Here is a 17,765-nt window from a genome sequence, read left to right as displayed (position 1 = left end):
ATTTTTTATATTTATATAGTCTACCTTATTTTTTCATGCTGCCCGTAGCCACAAAGCGTTCATGGAAGGACAGGGCCTCTTCCAGAATGTGCGGCGTGTTCGCATGATGGGTTGCTTCGGTTGCTCTTTCGAAGTAATCCAGAAGAATCGGACGATAGTCCGGATGTGCGCAGTTATTGATGATTTCGAGTGCACGCTCACGCGGTGCTTTGCCACGAAGGTCAGCAATACCCTGCTCAGTAATGATGATATCCACATCGTGTTCCGTATGGTCGATATGCGAGCACATCGGCACGACAGCGGAAATCTTGCCGTCTTTCGCAATGGACGGTGTATAGAAAATAGTCAGGTAAGCATTACGGGCAAAGTCGCCGCTGCCGCCAATACCATTCATCATCTTGGTACCCGTGATATGGGTGGAGTTTACGTTGCCGTAGATATCCACTTCGATAGCCGTATTCATGGCGATAACACCGAGACGATGCACCACTTCCGGGCTGTTGGAAATTTCTTCCGGACGCAGGAGCAGGTATTTCTTGTACTTGGCAACGTCCTTATAGAAACGGGCCATACCTTCCGGCGACGGGCTGAAAGCCGTACCAGACGCAATCAGGAGCTTGCCGGCATCAATGAGGTCGAGCATGCCGTCCTGAATAACTTCGGTATAAACCGTCAGGTCTTTGAGGTCAGAATCAACGAAACCAGCCATAACAGCGTTAGCTACATTGCCTACACCGGACTGCAGCGGCAGCAGGTTCTTCGGCATACGGCCAGCCTCTACTTCCTTCTTGAGGAAGTCCAGCGTGAACTGGCTCATCTTACGGGAGTCGTCATCAATGGCCTTCAAAGGACGCGTATGGTCCGGAATATCGCAAGGAACAATGTATTTAATCTTGTCCGGTGTGCAGGGAATGTACGTCGTACCTACACGGTCCGTGGCCTTAACGATAGGAATCGGCAGACGGTTGGGCGGGTCCATCGGGGTATAAACATCATGCATACCCTCGAGTTCCAGCGGCTGGGAAGTATTGACTTCCACGATAACCGTATCAGCACTCTGTACATAGGAGGCAGCATTGCCCAGCGACGTCGTCGGGATAATATTGCCTTCTTCCGTAATAGCACAGGCCTCAACGATAGCCACATCAACCTTGCCGAGATAACCGCAGCGGCTTAGCTGAGCCGACTCGGAAAGATGCAGGTCCAGATAATCTACGGAACCGTCGTTTATTTCATTGCGCAGGTCCTTATCCGTCTGGTAGGGTAAACGTTTCTTAATACCGTGAACTTTTGCCAATGCCTCATCCAGCTCCGGGCCGGTAGAAGCGCCTGTCCAGAGGTTAATAGTGAACGGTTCCTTCTTCATCCGTTCAGCCAAGGCCAGTGGAATAGCTTTCGGATATGCCGAAGCAGTAAAACCACTGGTTGCAACATTCATGCCTTCCTTGAAAAAAGCTGCTGCTTCTTCCGCCGTGACAATCTTGCTCTGCAACTCTTTGTTGCGCACGCGGTCGAGAATATCAATCATGGAAAATCCTCCCTCATCAGTGCCGACTCATCTTCGATTCCGGCAACAGATTTTTACTCCCGGTCTAACTGCAAGTAGATAAATAGTAACTATAATTACATATATTCCTGTCTATGATAACAACAAGTTATCAAAACCATGAATTATAATCATAGATTATCATACTACTATGTTGCAATTATACCACAAGTTTTATGTTAGCACGAAAAGAAACCGCCGTCAAGTAAGACTTGACGGCGGTTTGCCTGTTTTTGACTTAATTGTTATTATTTATCCATAATTATTTGAGCATAGCCAACATGGTACCAGCAGCTACGGCCGTACCAATAACGCCTGCCACATTCGGGCCCATAGCATGCATGAGCAGGTAGTTGCCCGGTTTGGCCTTCATGCCCACGACCTGGCTGACACGGGCAGCCATCGGCACAGCGGATACACCGGCAGAGCCAATAAGCGGATTGATTTTCCAGCCGGATACACGGCACATGATTTTGCCGAAGATAACGCCGCCAGCCGTACCAGCAATAAAGGCCACCAAGCCCAAGCCGATAATCAGCAGCGTTGCCGGCTGCAGGAAGTCGTCAGCATTCATGGTCATACCAGTACCAGTAGCCAAGAAAATCGTAACAATGTTGCACAGGGAATTCTGTGCCGTATCGGAAAGACGATCCATAACACCGGATTCACGGAACAGATTACCGAGCATCAGACAGCCGAGCAGCGAGGCAATCGGCGGCAACAGCAGACTGATGATGATAGCTGCCACAATGGGGAAACAAACGCGCTCGAATTTCGTAACCGGGCGGAGCTGTTCCATAGCCACTTCACGCTCTTTCTGCGTGGTCAGAAGTTTCATAACCGGCGGCTGAATCAGCGGCACCAAAGACATGTAAGAGTAAGCAGCTACGGCAATAGCACCAAGCAGATGCGGTGCCATCTGAATGGACAGATAGATAGCCGTCGGGCCGTCAGCACCACCGATGATGCCAATAGCACCAGCTTCCTGTACCGTAAAGCCTAACATCATAGCACCAACCAGCGCTACGAACACACCAATCTGGGCAGCCGCACCCAAAAGCAGGGTGACCGGACGCGCCAGCAACGGACCAAAGTCCGTCATTGCACCAATGCCCAGGAAAATAAGCGGCGGAAAAATTTCATTTTCAATACCAAAATGAATAGCCTGCATAAGTCCAGGTTCAGTAAAGAATCCCGTGCGCGGGAAATTTGCCAGTACGCAGCCGAAGGCGATAGGACCTAAGAGCAGCGGTTCAAATTCCTTAACGATGGCCATGTACAGCAGGACAAGGCCGACAAGAATCATAATGCCATTGCCCATGGTAAAAGCGGAAAAACCACTGTCCGCCCAAACGGCCTGCAGGGAAACGCCAAATGCTTGTAATAATTCCATAATAATTCCTCCTTCCCTGCTTTAACCCCGGCCCTGAATTGCATTGCGGCCGGAATTTTTCCAGTTGTTACGTTCTACCGGACGAATAGCCTTAACCGTTCCGGCACAGCCCATGCTGGCCACAGCGGCGGCTATAACGGCGACGACCTCGGGAGAAATCCCCTCTTCCACAGGTGCAGCCGCTGCCGATTCAGGTTCAGCCACTGGGGCAGGTGCCGCCGGAGCTTCTTCCTTGGGTGCAGTTTTGGGTTTCGTCGGGTCAATGTAATGAATCAAATTGATGACCACGCCTAGAGCCATAAGCACCAAGAACACAACGGTCATGTTGATTAACATAATAATCAACGGGTTAGTTGTTACTGGATGTGACATGTACTCACCTCATTCATCTTTTAGGCATCCCTTGCCTATTATAGACACTCATACTAGGTTATTATACCCCATATTTATAAAAATAAAAATACTTTATGCGAATATAATTTATAAATATAGGTTATTTACTAAATTTTATAACACCAGTTCCTGTATACGCTGTACGTAAAGTTTTTGGAATGCAGGATATTCTCCCAGACCTTTAAGACTGGTGCGGACAACAAATCCCTCCGCCTGTAAACGGCTCAGCCAGGACTCCGGCTCCGGGCCGGCGATATCTTCATTGACATGCGCTCCCCCGGAAAGCAATAACGGCGCCAGCAACAGTTTTTTGCTATTGCACTTTTGTAACCTCGCCAGCACGGCCGCATAATCCGGTGTATCCGTCGGCTCAATAACTCCGATATGAATCGGCAGGTTATTTTCATCAGCCGCCGCCTGCAGATTTTCATAAGCTGGATTGTGCTGATGCGGTGAGCCATGGCCCACCAGCACCAGTTCTTCACCATTTTCCAGGGAAAAAATCTGCTGCAGCACCATAAGCATATCCTGACAATCTTTACTTTGCTGCATTAGCGGCCGGGAGATAATCAGCTCAGCAAAATTTTGCCGCTGTGCCTCCATCACGGCTAATACTTTTTTCTCGTATTCTTCTCCAGCCGTCAGATATCCCGGCTGAATGATAACACGGGAAAATCCGTCTGCCTGCAGTTTAGACAAAGCCTCAGGCAGGGAATCCACCTGAATCCCCTGCTCAGCCAGTTTCTTTTTTATAAATACCGAGGTATAAGCCTGACGTACCTCATAAGCAGGAAAAGCCTTAGCAATCTGCGCGGCTGCCGCATCGATACAGGCAGTCCGGGCAGCAGCATTTACAACACCGAAACTTGCAAACAATATTGCCTGTTTCATATATCAGCCCTGCTCTTTTTTGACTACATCAGCGATGGCGTTGCAGATGGTTTCAAGCTGTGCCTGGTCCGGGCCTTCAGCCATAACGCGAATCAGCGGTTCCGTACCGGACGGACGCACCAGAATACGGCCGTCATTGCCCAGTTCAGCCTCACCCTTGGCAATAGCCTCGGCAATGGCCTTGTTATCTTCCCAGCCTTCCTTGGTCGCTACACGGACGTTGACCAGCAGCTGCGGATAAGTAGTCATCAGCGCCGTCAGTTCCGATGCCTTGCGGCCGCTGCGTTTCAGCGAGGCCAGTACCTGCAAAGCCGTGATAGGACCATCACCCGTCGTGCTGTAGTCCGTGAAGATGATGTGACCGGACTGCTCGCCGCCAATCTTATAGCCGCTCTTTAACATATTTTCCAGCACGTAGCGGTCACCCACCTGGGTAACTTCTACGCGGCCGCCAGCCTCTTTGATGGCTTTGTGGAAACCGATGTTAGCCATAACAGTGGACACAACCGTATTATGCGGCAGCGTGCCCTTCTTCATCATATCCTGGGCGCACATTACGAGAATGTGGTCGCCATCGATAATCTGCCCCTTCTCGTCAACGCACAGGCAGCGGTCAGCGTCACCATCATGCGCAATACCAAAGTCAGCATTGTTTTCGACAACAGCCTTCTGCAGGGATTCCATGTGGGTAGAACCACATTTATCGTTGATATTAACACCATTGGGCAGAGCATGAATAACCTTAACCTTGGCCCCCAGTTCACGCAGCACCTTCGGCATAACCTGGTAAGCTGCACCATTGGAGCAGTCCAGAACAACCTTCATGCCGTCAAAACGTTCCTGACAGGTGCTGATAACAAATTCAATGTACTGATTGAGCAAGTCCGTACGATACTCGATATGGCCGATGTGCTCACCAGTCGGACGGGCCATATCATCGTTTTCTTCGAGCTTGTGTACAATAGCCTCCAGCTCATCTTCGACAGCGTCCGGCAGTTTGTAGCCGTCACCACCGAAGAACTTAATACCGTTATCATGGAACGGATTATGGGATGCCGAAATAACGATACCAGCTTTAGCCTTATGACGACGTGCCAGATAAGCGATAGCCGGCGTAGGAATGACACCAGCCAGCATTGCCCGGCCGCCCGCAGAACAGATACCAGCCGTCAAAGCAGCCTCAAACATTTCACCGGACAGACGCGTATCACGGCCAATGAGAATCAACGGCTGTTCTTCCGTATCACGGCCAAAATAAATCGTAGCCGCACGGCCCAGACGATAAGCCAACTCCGGTGTCAGGCTTACATTTGCCTCACCGCGAACACCATCAGTACCAAATAATCTTGCCATAATAATAATATCCTCCTAGATAAGCGGCTGTGCCGCTGTTTCCGTTTTTTGAGTATCACGTTAAATATCTTAGCATATTTACGGGTAAAAATCCACGTTTCCGCCACTGCCCCAGCAGATAATTACGGCATTCTTTATACGCCGGCAATATGCAGCAGCACAAACATAATCAGACCTATGCCTGCCCCCACAATGGAGCCATTCATGCGAATCCACAAGAGGTCAGGTTCAACCTTATCATAAACGAGATGATTGAGCTGCTCATCAGTAAGCCTGAGCAGAACGTCCCTGACGATTACGCCGATAAGCGCCTGCGCATGCAGGGCCGTCCGGGCAATCACATCATAAAGAAAACTGCCTAAAATAGCACGCAGGTTTTCATCACGTTCCAACAGCCGCAAGGTGCGTTCATATTCCTCGCCAATCAGCTCTTCCAGGCGGCTGCGCAAAGCCGGCATGTGTTCGGCCAGTGGGTCAACCTCCCGGGCCTGGTCCTCGAGAAAATGCTGCTGCAAATGGGCCAGCATCTGCCTGATGGCTGATTCCACAGGCAAATCACGCAGCAGGCTGTCCTTCAGTTCATGCGTCAGCTGATGAAATTGTGCGTCCTGATTCAGCACTTCAGCCTTTTCATAAAACAGGTGCAGAATATCCTGCTGCAGCTGCGAATCACGGGTTCCGAGTTCCTGCAGCATGACCAGCAGCTGCTGCTGAATAAGCGCCGCCGCCTCCTCATAATTTATGAGGTCAATGGCCTGGGCAAAACCGGCCATCAATCTGGCCAGGGGATTTTCGCCGATTTTTTCTTCTTCGTAAGCCTCCAGCATCTGCTGAATCTGCTTGCGCGCCTCATCCCCCTGAGCCTGCTGCTGCCAGTAACCGGCAACACGCATGACAAAATCCTTATCCTTGCCGGTTTTTCTGAGCCAGCCGCCCCACATGGCAAAAAAGTCCTCCGGCTCTACCCGTGCCAGCGACTCGCGCACTTTTTCTGCCAGCACACGGGCTTGCTGCTCCGTATTCTGATGCAGAAGAAAATCCCTGACATAATCCACCAGTTTAGAGGTGAGCTGCGCACTGGTAGCCGGCTTTTTCAGCCAGTTCATGACCATCGGCATGATATGCAGGCGCTCCAGGTGATTAAAAATCTTGCGCCGGGAAAAGAACTCCTGCTGCACCAAAAAGGTTGACGCCTTGATAAAAGCGTCACGGCGCCGCGGCAGAATCGCTGTATGATAGGGAAAGCCCAGCGGCTTTCTAAACAGGGCCGTAACGGCGAACCAGTCCGCAATGCCGCCCACCAGCGCCGCCTCACTGGCAAAGAGCAGGCCATCAACAGCCAAACTATGGGGATAGCATAAATGCAGGAACATGGTGCCCAGAAACAAAATAAAAACTATCAGCAGTGTTTTATCTGCTTTGTTAAAACCATTGCTCATAAGCCCCACATCCTTTCAGCCAAGGCCATCAGCAGGTATAAGCCCATGCCCACCAAGGCGCCCACCAGTGAGCCGTTTATGCGAATCATCTGCAAATCGTCCTGAACCTTGCCTTCCACAAAGGCCACGAGTTCATCATCGGAAAACTCATTCAGCCGTTCCTTGATAATTCCCTTAATCAGAACATGATGCTTATTCAGTTCACCGCGCAGGATTTTCTTTATAGCCTGGTCAAATTGTTCCTGTTGCGACGCCGAACTGATAAATTCATCAATTCGGCTGTCCGTATATGCCTCCAGCTGTGGCAGCCAAAAAGGGTTATCCCCCTGTATGTTATGTTCCAGCCAGCGCGACAAGCCACCGGCCAGGTCGATATTATCCAGCAGCTGCTCTTTGCGGTCCTTCAGTAAATCACGCAGGCGCTCGTCCTGGCTGAGATTTAATAACATCGCTGTCAGTCCGGCCTGTAATTCACTGCCCGCATTAACACCGGCAGCCTGCAGACTATCCAGCCGCGCCTCAATGCGTTCCGTCAGCAGGGACAAAATCTTTTCATCCGTAATTCCCATGGAGGCGAGCACAAAGGCACGTCCGGCCGAATCCTTTTCGTAACTTTCCCGCAGGATACGGATATGTTCCAAAAGGGCAGCCTTTAACGCCGGCGACTCAATAACCTGCCTGCCAATGGACACCAGACTGGCGAGCAGCCTGTCCGTATGACGTTTCTGCGCCAGCAGCCGCAATATTTCCGGCAAAATATCCTCTACAGCCAGCGACTGGAGCCCTTCCTTGATAGCCGGCGCAAGTTCGCCAGCAATGCGTTTGGTGTCCATATCGTTGACAGATTTCAGCATTACAGCCTGAACCACCTCATGCACACGCTTACGACCACCGCGGTGAAGAAAATAATCGGCCAGGAGCTGCGCGGCATTCTGCCGTTCAATTACGCCCATGATGTTTTCCGTACTCAGCAGGTCTTCACTGGCAAAGGTCACCAGAGCGTCCATAATACGCGCACGGTTACGCCGCAGGATATCGGTACGATAGGAAATCCCCAGAGGACGATGAAAAATGGCGGTCACGGCAAACCAATCTGCCAGACCGCCAATCGTCGCCGCCAAAAAACCATGATGAACCATGCCGCCCCAAAAGCCGGCATTTATGCCCATGGTCCCGAGAAATCCTGCTGCACTTATCCCTAAGGCCAAATTGGCTTTATTTTTCTTCTGCAAGAATTACACCTCAGATTCTCGTCACAATCTCCTTTAAATACGCCTTAAAGTCAGCGCCCAAATCTTCTCGGCGCAGAGCGAATTCCACCGTCGCCTTCAAAAAGCCCAGTTTGTCGCCGACATCATAACGCTGACCGATAAAGTCATAAGCATACACAGCATCCTGACGGGCCAATTCTTTAAGAGCGTCGGTAAGCTGAATTTCGCCGCCCTTGCCCGGCTTGGTCTGCGTCAGTATGTCAAATATCTGGGGCTTGATAATGTAGCGCCCCAATACTGCCATACGGCTGGGCGCCTCTTCCCTGGCAGGTTTTTCCACCATATCAGAAACGCGCATCAGACGGCTGTTATCTGTTTCCTTGCCGGCTACAATACCATAGGCAGAAACCTTCTCCTCAGGAACATTTTGACACCCCAGGACAGAACCGCCCGTGGCCTCATATATATCAATAAGCTGAGCAAGGGCCGGTTTATCCGGATTATAAACCACATCATCACCCAGCAGCACCGCAAACGGCTCATCCCCCATAAACGCCCGGGCACAGAGAATAGCATCACCCAGGCCGCGCATATAACGCTGGCGGATATAATGGATGTTAATATCTGCAGTTTCCTGTACGATTTTTAATAAATCAGTCTTGCCCTTGGCCTGCAGTTCCATTTCCAGCGCCGGGGCACTGTCAAAATGGTCCTCAATGGCCCGCTTGCCATGACCGCTGATGATAAGAATATCTTCAATACCGCTGGCCTTAGCCTCCTCAACGATATACTGAATCGTCGGTTTATCCACAATCGGCAGCATTTCCTTAGGCGTCGCCTTCGTCGCCGGTAAAAAACGCGTGCCGTAACCGGCAGCCGGAATAACTGCTTTTCTTATCTTCTGCATTATGATAATCCCCTTACTGCTTGTATTTATCGTCCTTACCTATTATACATATTTCCGCATTCTTCTGCCACCCCATGCGTACATGAAAATGAGCGTGAGGCCTGCCCACGCTCGGATTGCGCCATTTTAGCCTATATAAGTCACTTCATTGCCTTTAATGGACGTTATATTTCTATTCGGCAGACCATCGGGTGTATCAGGATACCCCAGGCTTACAGAGCCATATACCCGTTCGCCCTCTTTTAAGCCCAGCTCCTGCAAATAAGCCTGCAGCACAGGATTGTCATTAAGCCAGCGCAGCTGATTTATCCAGCAGGCGCCGAGGTCCAAAGCATTAGCAGCCAGCAGCATATTTTCCAGCGCACAGGATACATCTGCCATGTTGTTGCCATAGTTTTCCTGATTGGCCACTACAATCAGCACCGGCGCATTATACTTAAAGACATAATTTCCCTTCTTCGAGAGTTTTATAGCGCCGCCAATATTAGCCTCATTTTCCGGGGTGATTTCCATTTTGGCGAATTCACTCTGCACAAGTTCCACCAGTTTAGCCAGTATAGCCTGGTCACGTATCACCAAAAAATGGTTCTGATTTTTACTCTTGCCACTGGGTGCCCTGCGGCCAGCCTCAATAACTTGGTCGAGCAGGCTTTCCGCCACCATATCCGGTTTGAATTTACGGGTGCTATGCCGCGTAGCAATGATATTCAGCGCATCTTTTTCCATTTGTCCCCCACCTTTATTCTGGAAATTTCCTCACATTATAAGCCTCTTTGATTTTTTCCGCCAGTCCTTCCAGGGTTATGCCCCCGGTCGACTCTACAGCTGCCAGCACCGCGCCTTCCACCAGCGGACAATCAAGCATGGTCACCTTACGGTCACCCATATCTTCGATGACAATTTCCGTGGTCATAACGGCACTGCCCATATCCATAAGCACCGCCACCCCGTCAGCGGAATAAACTTCATCAACGGCAGCACTTATCTTGCCGTAGCTTGTCCCCAGTGTGCCATCCTCCATACCGCCGGCAGCGGCAATCGGCGCGTCCGGCGCCATCATTTTGGCTATTTCCACTACACCTGCAGCTAACTTTTCGCTATGCGAAACGATTACTATACCTACCAATTTTCTCACCCCACGAGAACCTTAGGAACTTAAAGCCTTAATAATTTTCCTACAAACACTTGAATATTTCCTGCAGCATATATAGTGAAGATGTCGCCCCAGGGTCCTGATGTCCGAGGCTGCGTTCCCCCAAATAACTGGCCCGGCCTTTGGCAGCAACAATAGTCTTTGTATATTCTACACCTTTTTGCGCCGCCTCAACCGCCGCTCCCATAGCAGCCTTTAAATCAGCACCAGCAGCCAGCTTTTCCTGCAGGGCTTTATAAGCAGGACACAGGGCATCCAGCATGGTCTTTTCGCCCTCTGTGGACTTGCCACGCATTTCTATGCCGCCAATCGCCGCCGCCAGGGCCTGTGCAAAATCCTGCGCCCCAATTTTGTCCTTGCCGTTTAAGACATTACCAGCCTTCATAAAAGCCGTGCCATAAAGCGGCCCGGAGGCTCCGCCCACATTGGACACCAGCTGCATGCCAACACCTTTTAAGATAGCTCCGGCATCACCACCAGAGAGCTCCGGCAGTTTTTCCGCCACAGCTTTAAAGCCGCGTGCCATGTTTGTGCCGTGGTCGCCATCACCGATTTCATTGTCAAGCTGCGTTAAAAAATCCTTCTCCGACTCTATCCGTGCCGCCATAGCCCGAATAATTTCTACAATTTTTGCTGTGTCTAACATCCTTACATCTCCTTAGCGTTTTAAAGCCAGTGTATCTGCTTTGGCATCGTAAAGCGCTTTCATTTCATCATCCAAGCGCAGCAGTGTCAAGGAGAAACCGGCCATTTCAATGGAGGTCATATAATTGCCCACCATGGTGTCATAGACCTTAACGCCCTGCTCTTTAAGATAATCCTGCACAAAGTTGTTAATGATATAAAGTTCCATCAGCGGCGTTGCGCCCATGCCATTTACCATTACCACAACTTCCTGGCCCCTGAAGTCCAGGTCAGCCAGTATTTTATCCAGCAGCTTTTGTGCGACAGCCGCAGCACTGCTGATTTTTTCACGTTTTATTCCCGGCTCGCCATGAATGCCAATGCCGATTTCCACCTCGTCGTCAGCCAGTTCAAAGCCGGGTTTGCCTACAGACGGAACGGTACAGGGAGAAACAGCCATGCCCATGGTACGGACGCTATCAATAACCTTTTCTGCCACCGCCTTTACTTCCGCCAGGCTGGCCCCCTGTTCAGCTTTGGCACCGGCAATCTTATGTACCAGTACAGTTCCGGCCACGCCGCGGCGTCCCGTGGTGTACAGACTGTCTTTCACCGCCACATCATCATTGACTACAACATAGTCAGCCTCCAGCCCCTCATCATTGGCCATATCGACAGCCATTTCAAAATTCATCACATCACCGGCATAATTCTTGACAATGCACAGAACGCCCTTATCAGCGGCCACAGACTGAATACCGGCCAATATCTTATCAGGGGTAGGAGAAGTGAACACCGGCCCGGCTACGGCACAATCCAGCATACCTTCACCAACAAAACCGCCATGCGCCGGCTCATGACCGCTGCCGCCACCACTGACGAGCGCTACCTTGCCTTCTTTTTTGACAGCGCGGACAATAATATTGCCATCGTCCAGTTTGCGCAGTTTATGCGGCGCAGATTTTACCAGCCCCAGTACCATCTGTTCCTCAACTGAGTCCACCGCATTGATAAGTTTCTTCATTGCCCAAAATCCTCCCTTGCCGGCCAATGATGCTGGCATTATTTCAGCTTGCCTCGTTATACACAACAACAGACAGCTTTCCCCAAGGAAAACTGTCTGTCAGTTAAGCTTATTTAATCACCATTACAGGAATCGGTGATTCTTCAATGACTTTTTGACTGACACTGCCGATAAGCGCTCCCTTGAAGAGCCCTAAGCCCCGGCTGCCCATGATTATCATATCACTGTGTTCCTGGGCGGCCACACGAATGATAGCCTTATGAATACTGCCCGTTTCCACATGTTTGGCCGCCCGCAGCTCCTGCGGAATCTTTTCCCAAATGCGGTCAAAGACAATATGACTGGGAATATCCTTGTTGATATTACTGGACACATAGACAAAATCCAAATCAGCTTTGCATTTTTCTGCCAGGAAAATAGCTTCGTCTACAGCTTTACAGCCATTAACGGAACCGTCAACAGGCACGAGGATTTTTTGAATTTTCCCCATAATAAAACCTCCCCACGAGTTTATCTCCATTATATGCTTATTATTTCGTTAAACCCGTGATTAAATCCTGCTTTATCAAGGAAAATTATTTAAGACAATTATATTTAAACAAAAAATCCCCATCAAAGTTTTGCACTTTGACGGGGAAGTCATTTACAAGTGGTGCGCTCGGGCAGAGTCGAACTGCCGCTTTCAGCTCCGGAGGCTAACGTCCTATCCACTGGACTACGAGCGCTTTATCGACGATGAATATAATAGCATAAATCAACGATTCCTGTCAACTCTATGACCGAATTTTATAAAATTACGCATGGCAAAAACAAAACAACGGCGTTATAACGAGGCAAGAAAATGTCCCCCACCTCAGCAGGTGGGGGCACGAATACCAAAACAGGTGGCGAGCATATCTCCCGCCTCGTTGAAACGCCAAGAGGAAGTTTTGCCTATGGCAAAACTGGAACAACGGCGTTATAATGGGACTAACATCAATTCTCCCTCAGGAGGGATATTTATGAATCTGCCCTACAACCTTATTGATTTCAATATGCAAATTGGCAGGCAAAAGCCGGAAACCATTCGTCATCCGGATAATTACTGTCCTTTTTGCCATACTGCTGAGCTCACTGACATCATAGCTGCCGACGGGCCCATCATCCTCCTGCGCAATAAATACAATGTCCTGTCCGGCACAGACCAGTTCGTGCTGATTGAAACGGATAAATGCCAGAGTGATATACCGGACTATACGCCCGAACACATGCAGCGGCTGTTGCGTTTTGGCCTGCACCATTGGCAAAAAATGCTGAACTCAGGACGCTACGCTGATGTGTTGTTCTTTAAAAATTACGGCCCGCTTTCCGGCGGTACTATCCGTCACCCCCATATGCAGCTTGTGGCCTTTCCTGAACTGGCCCAGCCACTGGCCGTCCTGCCGGAAGAATTTGCCGGCGAGCTTATCACCCGTGCAGGCAATGTGGAATTCAATATTGCCACGACGCCCCGTATCGGCTTTTGGGAATTAAATATTGTTCCAGCGGATATCAATACACCTGCGGCCATTGCTGCCATGGCCCATTTTATTCAGACCGGCACCAGTTTTTTGACACGTCATTTTCATCAGGGACGGGTGCAAAGCTACAATCTCTTCTTCTACCAGCTGCAAGGCAGGGTTTATATAAAAATCATGCCCCGCTTTGCCACGCCGCCGCTCTTTGTCGGCTACGGCGTCCATGTACGCCCCACCAATATCCCTGATATGGCCGCTGAAATCAGGCAGCTTTATTTTGACAACGAATGATACAACCTAAAAATGACCTGACACGTCAACTTGAACATGTCAGGTCATATTTTTTAGGCCTCTTTTTTGTCAAAGGGCACATGATTAAGCAAGAGTTCCGGATTGTTGTCCGTAATCCAGCCCAGCGCCCACTCGTTATTCACGAGCAATACGGGATTGTTATGGCGGTCATAAACGAACATGCCACGGTCAGCACCTTTGAGTTCTGCCGGCGTCACCTCATGACCGTCCTCAAAGGCCATCCAGCGGGCCACTTCATAGGGCTGCATATTCATTTCGATATCTACATTGTATTCGTTCTTCAAGCGATATTCCAGCACCTCAAACTGCAGGGTGCCTACCGTGCCGACGATATAGGATTCCGTACCAGCACCAGCCTGCTGGAAGAGCTGAATAGCCCCTTCCTGCGTCAGCTGCTCGATACCTTTAACGAACTGCTTGCGTTTCATGGTATCTTTGGCCTGCACACGGGCAAATTTTTCCGGTGGGAACACCGGGAAATCCGCATACTTGAACTTATGGCTGGCATCACAGACCGTATCGCCGATACCGAACACGCCAGGGTCGAACAAACCTACAATATCGCCGGGATAAGCCGTATCGATAATCTGTCTGTCCTGCGCCAGGAACTGCTGCGGCTGGGCCAGTTTCAGCATCTTGCCCGTCCGTTCATGCCAGACTTCCATATTGCGCTCGAATTTGCCGGAACAAATACGGATAAAGGCCAGACGGTCACGATGTGCCGGGTTCATATTGGCCTGAATCTTAAAGACAAAACCGGAGAACTTCTCATCATCAGCAGCAATCAGCCCCTCAGAGGACTTACGCGGCTGCGGCGTCGGTGCCATGCGGATATAACCTTCCAGGAAGTCCTGTACGCCGAAGTTGGTCATAGCTGAACCGAAGAACATCGGCGTCAGTTCACCGCTGTTTACCTTTGACATGTCAAAGTCTTCCCCGGCCTCGTTCAGAAGTTCCAAATCGTCCTGCAGGGCCTGCCACACATCTTCGCCTACACGGGCCACAACTTCCGGGTCATCCGGTTCATAAAAATCAGCAATACGGGCCTCCTGACCATGAGACGTATCAGCCGCAAAAAGCAGCACCTTGTCATTGCGGCGGTCATATACACCCATATACTGGCCATCCTGGCCAATAGGCCAGTTCATCGGATACGAGCGAATGCCCAGCACGGTTTCAATTTCATCCATTAAATCAATCGGCGCCTTACCAAAGTGGTCGAGCTTGTTGACAAAGGTAAAGATAGGAATACCGCGCTGCTTACAAACCTTGAAGAGTTTTTTCGTCTGCGCCTCGACACCTTTAGCCACGTCAATTACCATGACAGCACTGTCCACAGCCATCAAAGTGCGGTAAGTATCTTCACTGAAGTCCTGATGCCCCGGGGTATCAAGAATGTTGATACGATAACCGTCATAATCAAACTGCAATACCGACGAGGTAACAGAGATACCACGCTGCTTTTCGATTTCCATCCAGTCAGAAACCGCATGACGCTGTGTCTTACGGGACTTAATGGAACCAGCCAGATGGATAGCCCCACCATAAAGCAAAAGTTTTTCCGTAAGCGTCGTCTTACCAGCATCAGGGTGAGAGATGATGGCAAAGGTACGGCGCTTTTCAATTTCCTTATTAAGTTCTGCGCTTAAAGCTGACAAAGCAAATCCTCCAATTGTACTATAAAATTGATACAAACATATGTTTTTCCGTTTGAAAGTACCGTGAAACTCACATAATATCCATTTTACCATAAAATAAGAACGGAATACAATAAAAGAGAGCACCCTGTGCTCTCTTTTTAACCAATTTTTATCTATAACGTATGACTTGTTTGCGTTCTATATGCCACGTTTTAATCGGACGATTCGGACGACGATCATCAGTAGGATAAACGTACCGCTTACCTCCAGCCACCTTATCCAGTGCCATATTGTCCATCTTGTTCATGAATTTCTTATCCATTTTCTTTTCCTCCTCACATCTTTGAGTGTTGTTGTCTTGCGTTCTGTTCTTTATATACCCGAATGCAAAAAGTGTGTAGTGCGATATAAAAAAAAACGTCTAATACTGATACCTCAAAGGAACTCTGGGGCAGCGTGGATATCACCTCTTAAAGAAGATAGCAAGATGCAGACAACTACCGAAGGTAGTTGTCAAAATCAAAAAAGATGCTGTGATGAAATGCGAAAGCATTTATATCCCAGCACCTTTTTGCTATAAAAATTAAACCAACATTTGCTCTATTCTTTACCAGATGGCTACCCTGTCCTTGGGTGCCAGGTACATGCCATCGCCTTCGGTGATGCCGTAGATGTTGTGTTTGGTCATTCATTATCGCCCAAGGGGTCCGGACCATATTCATTATCGCCCTTACTCCCCGGGACAAAAAGAATATATAACGAAAGCAGAACCGCAACCAGCAAAACATATTGACTCATTATAGAACCTACATTCACTATAACTGAAACAACTGCCAGCGTTTTTCCCTTCCCACTGTCATGAAGACGCCGTACATCGAGACGATATCCTATAAGCAGAAACAGCGAAAAATTTATCACCACATATACACAAATAGCGAGGGGCGGATTATTAACATCTATTCCCATAAATTCAAGAGGTAAATTGAGCAGGTTTATTAAAATCACTAAAACCATTACTCTTTTAAAATACCGCAAGCGATTCAACCTGCTTTTTCCCGTAAGGAACATCTCCAAAATAGTTTGGTCAGGAACATATTTTTGCTTGTCCATGATAATTCCCCCTTATCCAATGTCAAGAATTATAATTTTTATCCCATAGATACATGGAAACGTATCTATGTATCCTTACTTCTTATCCTTATGAATTTCGCTAAAACCGGCATAATTCCTGCCTTCATAAGCTAATTACCCGTTGTTAAACTATCTGAACAGAAAAAGACAGTCTGCACAGCAAATACTGCACAAACTGTCTTTTTTCTATTACGTCGACCACTAAACAAAACTATGTTTTAAAGCATATCCTTTTCAATCATGTACTCAGCAATCTGCAGAGCGTTTAAGGCTGCACCCTTGCGAATCTGGTCGCCGCAAACCCAAAGGTTCAGACCATGGTCCACAGAGTAATCCTTGCGCAGACGGCCTACAGCTACATCGTTCTTGCCGGAAGTTTCCAGTGGCTGCGGATAGAGCTGTTCATCAGGATTATCCACCACTTCTACACCGGGGAAGGCAGCCAGCGCTTTACGGGCTGCGTCCTCACTGACCTCGTCCACGAATTCGATATTTACGGATTCGGCATGGCTGCGGTACACCGGCACACGGATAGTCGTAGCGGTAATGCGCATGTCATTATCACTCATGATTTTCTTCGTTTCATCAATCATCTTCATTTCCTCTTTGGTGTAGAGGTTTTCCTTGAAGACGTCAATCTGCGGCAGCAGGTTGAAGGCAATCTGATAATGTTTCTTCAAAGCTGCACCGGGCAGAATATTAGCCGTTACAGGCTTGCCGGCCACAATATCCTGCACCTGCTGTTCCAGTTCGGCCATAGCCTCTTTACCGCCGCCGGAAACAGCCTGATAGGTCGAAACAACGACGCGTTTAATTTTAGCAATATCATAGAGAGGTTTCAACGCCATTACCATGATGATAGTGGAACAGTTCGGGTTGGCAATGATACCTTTATGCTGGGCAATCGCCTCGGGATTGACTTCCGGTACTACCAGCGGAACTTCCGGGTCCATACGGAAGGTGCTGGAGTTATCAATAACCACGGCCCCAGCCTTAACTGCTGCCGGAGCAAATTCCTTGCTGGCGCTGCCGCCGGCGAACAGGGCGATATCCACATCTTTAAAGGATTCCGTGGTGGCTTCCTCTACCGTGTACTCCTTGCCCATAAACTGGATTTTCTTGCCGGCGCTGCGCTTGGAGGCCAGCATCTTGAGGTCAGCAAAAGGGAAATTACGTTCTTCAATAAGATTTAAAAATTCCTGTCCAACAGCACCCGTTGCACCCAGAATTGCCACATTATACTTTTTCATCA

The 17,765-nt window shown here is 49.2% G+C and carries 18 protein-coding genes and 1 tRNA gene; 1 reads left to right on the top strand and 18 read right to left on the bottom strand.

Features of this window, described 5'->3' with window-relative positions; translation table 11 throughout:
- Positions 1-25: 25 nt before the first annotated feature.
- The 14 genes from DL94_RS0100975 to DL94_RS0100910 all read right to left on the bottom strand — a co-directional run bounded on the left by DL94_RS0100975 (position 26) and on the right by DL94_RS0100910 (position 12,659).
- The gene (locus DL94_RS0100975) at positions 26-1,528 is read right to left on the bottom strand and encodes an acetyl-CoA hydrolase/transferase family protein (RefSeq protein ID WP_028128530.1); all 1,503 of its coding nucleotides are present in this window, start codon (positions 1,526-1,528) and stop codon (positions 26-28) included.
- A gap of 280 nt (positions 1,529-1,808) precedes the next feature.
- Positions 1,809-2,939: a sodium ion-translocating decarboxylase subunit beta gene (locus DL94_RS0100970; protein ID WP_028128529.1), complete on the bottom strand. Its 1,131-nt coding sequence runs from the start codon at positions 2,937-2,939 to the stop codon at positions 1,809-1,811.
- 21 nt (positions 2,940-2,960) lie between these two features.
- Complete coding sequence (locus tag DL94_RS0100965; protein ID WP_028128528.1) at positions 2,961-3,311, bottom strand: OadG family protein; 351 nt, start codon at positions 3,309-3,311, stop codon at positions 2,961-2,963.
- Positions 3,312-3,446: 135 nt separating this feature from the next.
- A complete protein-coding gene (locus DL94_RS0100960) occupies positions 3,447-4,223 on the bottom strand; it encodes a sirohydrochlorin cobaltochelatase (protein WP_028128527.1) in 777 nt (258 codons plus the stop codon).
- Between the two features lie 3 nt (positions 4,224-4,226).
- Positions 4,227-5,576, bottom strand: a complete 1,350-nt coding sequence (gene glmM / locus DL94_RS0100955; protein WP_028128526.1) for a phosphoglucosamine mutase — start codon at positions 5,574-5,576, stop codon at positions 4,227-4,229.
- A 134-nt stretch (positions 5,577-5,710) separates the two neighbouring features.
- The gene (locus tag DL94_RS0100950; RefSeq protein WP_028128525.1) at positions 5,711-7,015 is read right to left on the bottom strand and encodes a DUF445 domain-containing protein; all 1,305 of its coding nucleotides are present in this window, start codon (positions 7,013-7,015) and stop codon (positions 5,711-5,713) included.
- Positions 7,012-8,247 (bottom strand): DUF445 domain-containing protein, encoded by a 1,236-nt coding sequence (locus DL94_RS0100945; RefSeq protein WP_028128524.1) that lies wholly within the window; start codon positions 8,245-8,247, stop codon positions 7,012-7,014. Before DL94_RS0100945 ends, DL94_RS0100950 begins: the two co-directional genes overlap by 4 nt.
- A 10-nt stretch (positions 8,248-8,257) precedes the next feature.
- Complete coding sequence (gene galU, locus DL94_RS0100940; protein WP_028128523.1) at positions 8,258-9,133, bottom strand: UTP--glucose-1-phosphate uridylyltransferase GalU; 876 nt, start codon at positions 9,131-9,133, stop codon at positions 8,258-8,260.
- A gap of 126 nt (positions 9,134-9,259) precedes the next feature.
- Positions 9,260-9,859 (bottom strand): nitroreductase, encoded by a 600-nt coding sequence (locus tag DL94_RS0100935; RefSeq protein WP_028128522.1) that lies wholly within the window; start codon positions 9,857-9,859, stop codon positions 9,260-9,262.
- A gap of 13 nt (positions 9,860-9,872) precedes the next feature.
- Positions 9,873-10,259, bottom strand: coding sequence for a dihydroxyacetone kinase phosphoryl donor subunit DhaM (gene dhaM, locus DL94_RS0100930; protein WP_028128521.1), 387 nt, complete (start codon positions 10,257-10,259; stop codon positions 9,873-9,875).
- A 49-nt stretch (positions 10,260-10,308) separates the two neighbouring features.
- Positions 10,309-10,932 carry a dihydroxyacetone kinase subunit DhaL gene (gene dhaL / locus DL94_RS0100925; protein WP_028128520.1) on the bottom strand — a complete coding sequence of 208 codons (624 nt, stop codon included), beginning with the start codon at positions 10,930-10,932 and terminating at the stop codon, positions 10,309-10,311.
- Positions 10,933-10,944: 12 nt separating this feature from the next.
- Complete coding sequence (dhaK, locus tag DL94_RS0100920; protein WP_028128519.1) at positions 10,945-11,934, bottom strand: dihydroxyacetone kinase subunit DhaK; 990 nt, start codon at positions 11,932-11,934, stop codon at positions 10,945-10,947.
- A gap of 109 nt (positions 11,935-12,043) precedes the next feature.
- Positions 12,044-12,424 carry a universal stress protein gene (locus DL94_RS0100915; RefSeq protein ID WP_028128518.1) on the bottom strand — a complete coding sequence of 127 codons (381 nt, stop codon included), beginning with the start codon at positions 12,422-12,424 and terminating at the stop codon, positions 12,044-12,046.
- A gap of 160 nt (positions 12,425-12,584) precedes the next feature.
- Positions 12,585-12,659 (bottom strand) — tRNA-Arg (locus DL94_RS0100910).
- A gap of 282 nt (positions 12,660-12,941) precedes the next feature.
- Here DL94_RS0100910 and DL94_RS0100905 point away from each other — a divergent pair.
- Entirely contained in the window at positions 12,942-13,721 is a 780-nt protein-coding gene (locus DL94_RS0100905; RefSeq protein ID WP_156031644.1) for a DUF4931 domain-containing protein, read from the top strand.
- A 53-nt stretch (positions 13,722-13,774) separates the two neighbouring features.
- Here the strand turns inward: DL94_RS0100905 and DL94_RS0100900 are convergent, their stop codons facing one another.
- From DL94_RS0100900 to DL94_RS0100880, 4 genes are all read right to left on the bottom strand, one after another.
- The gene (locus tag DL94_RS0100900; RefSeq protein ID WP_028128516.1) at positions 13,775-15,400 is read right to left on the bottom strand and encodes a peptide chain release factor 3; all 1,626 of its coding nucleotides are present in this window, start codon (positions 15,398-15,400) and stop codon (positions 13,775-13,777) included.
- Positions 15,401-15,551: 151 nt separating this feature from the next.
- Positions 15,552-15,704 carry a hypothetical protein gene (locus tag DL94_RS15930; RefSeq protein WP_156031620.1) on the bottom strand — a complete coding sequence of 51 codons (153 nt, stop codon included), beginning with the start codon at positions 15,702-15,704 and terminating at the stop codon, positions 15,552-15,554.
- 362 nt (positions 15,705-16,066) lie between these two features.
- Entirely contained in the window at positions 16,067-16,492 is a 426-nt protein-coding gene (locus DL94_RS0100885) for a DUF805 domain-containing protein (RefSeq protein WP_028128515.1), read from the bottom strand.
- A 239-nt stretch (positions 16,493-16,731) separates the two neighbouring features.
- Positions 16,732-17,763 (bottom strand): aspartate-semialdehyde dehydrogenase, encoded by a 1,032-nt coding sequence (locus DL94_RS0100880; RefSeq protein WP_028128514.1) that lies wholly within the window; start codon positions 17,761-17,763, stop codon positions 16,732-16,734.
- Positions 17,764-17,765 lie beyond the last annotated feature (2 nt).

Source organism: Selenomonas sp. AE3005 (genome assembly GCF_000686945.1).
Lineage (GTDB): Bacteria > Bacillota > Negativicutes > Selenomonadales > Selenomonadaceae > Selenomonas_A.
Note: the sequence above shows the minus strand (reverse complement) of the source record. Positions and strands in the feature narration are given on the sequence as shown.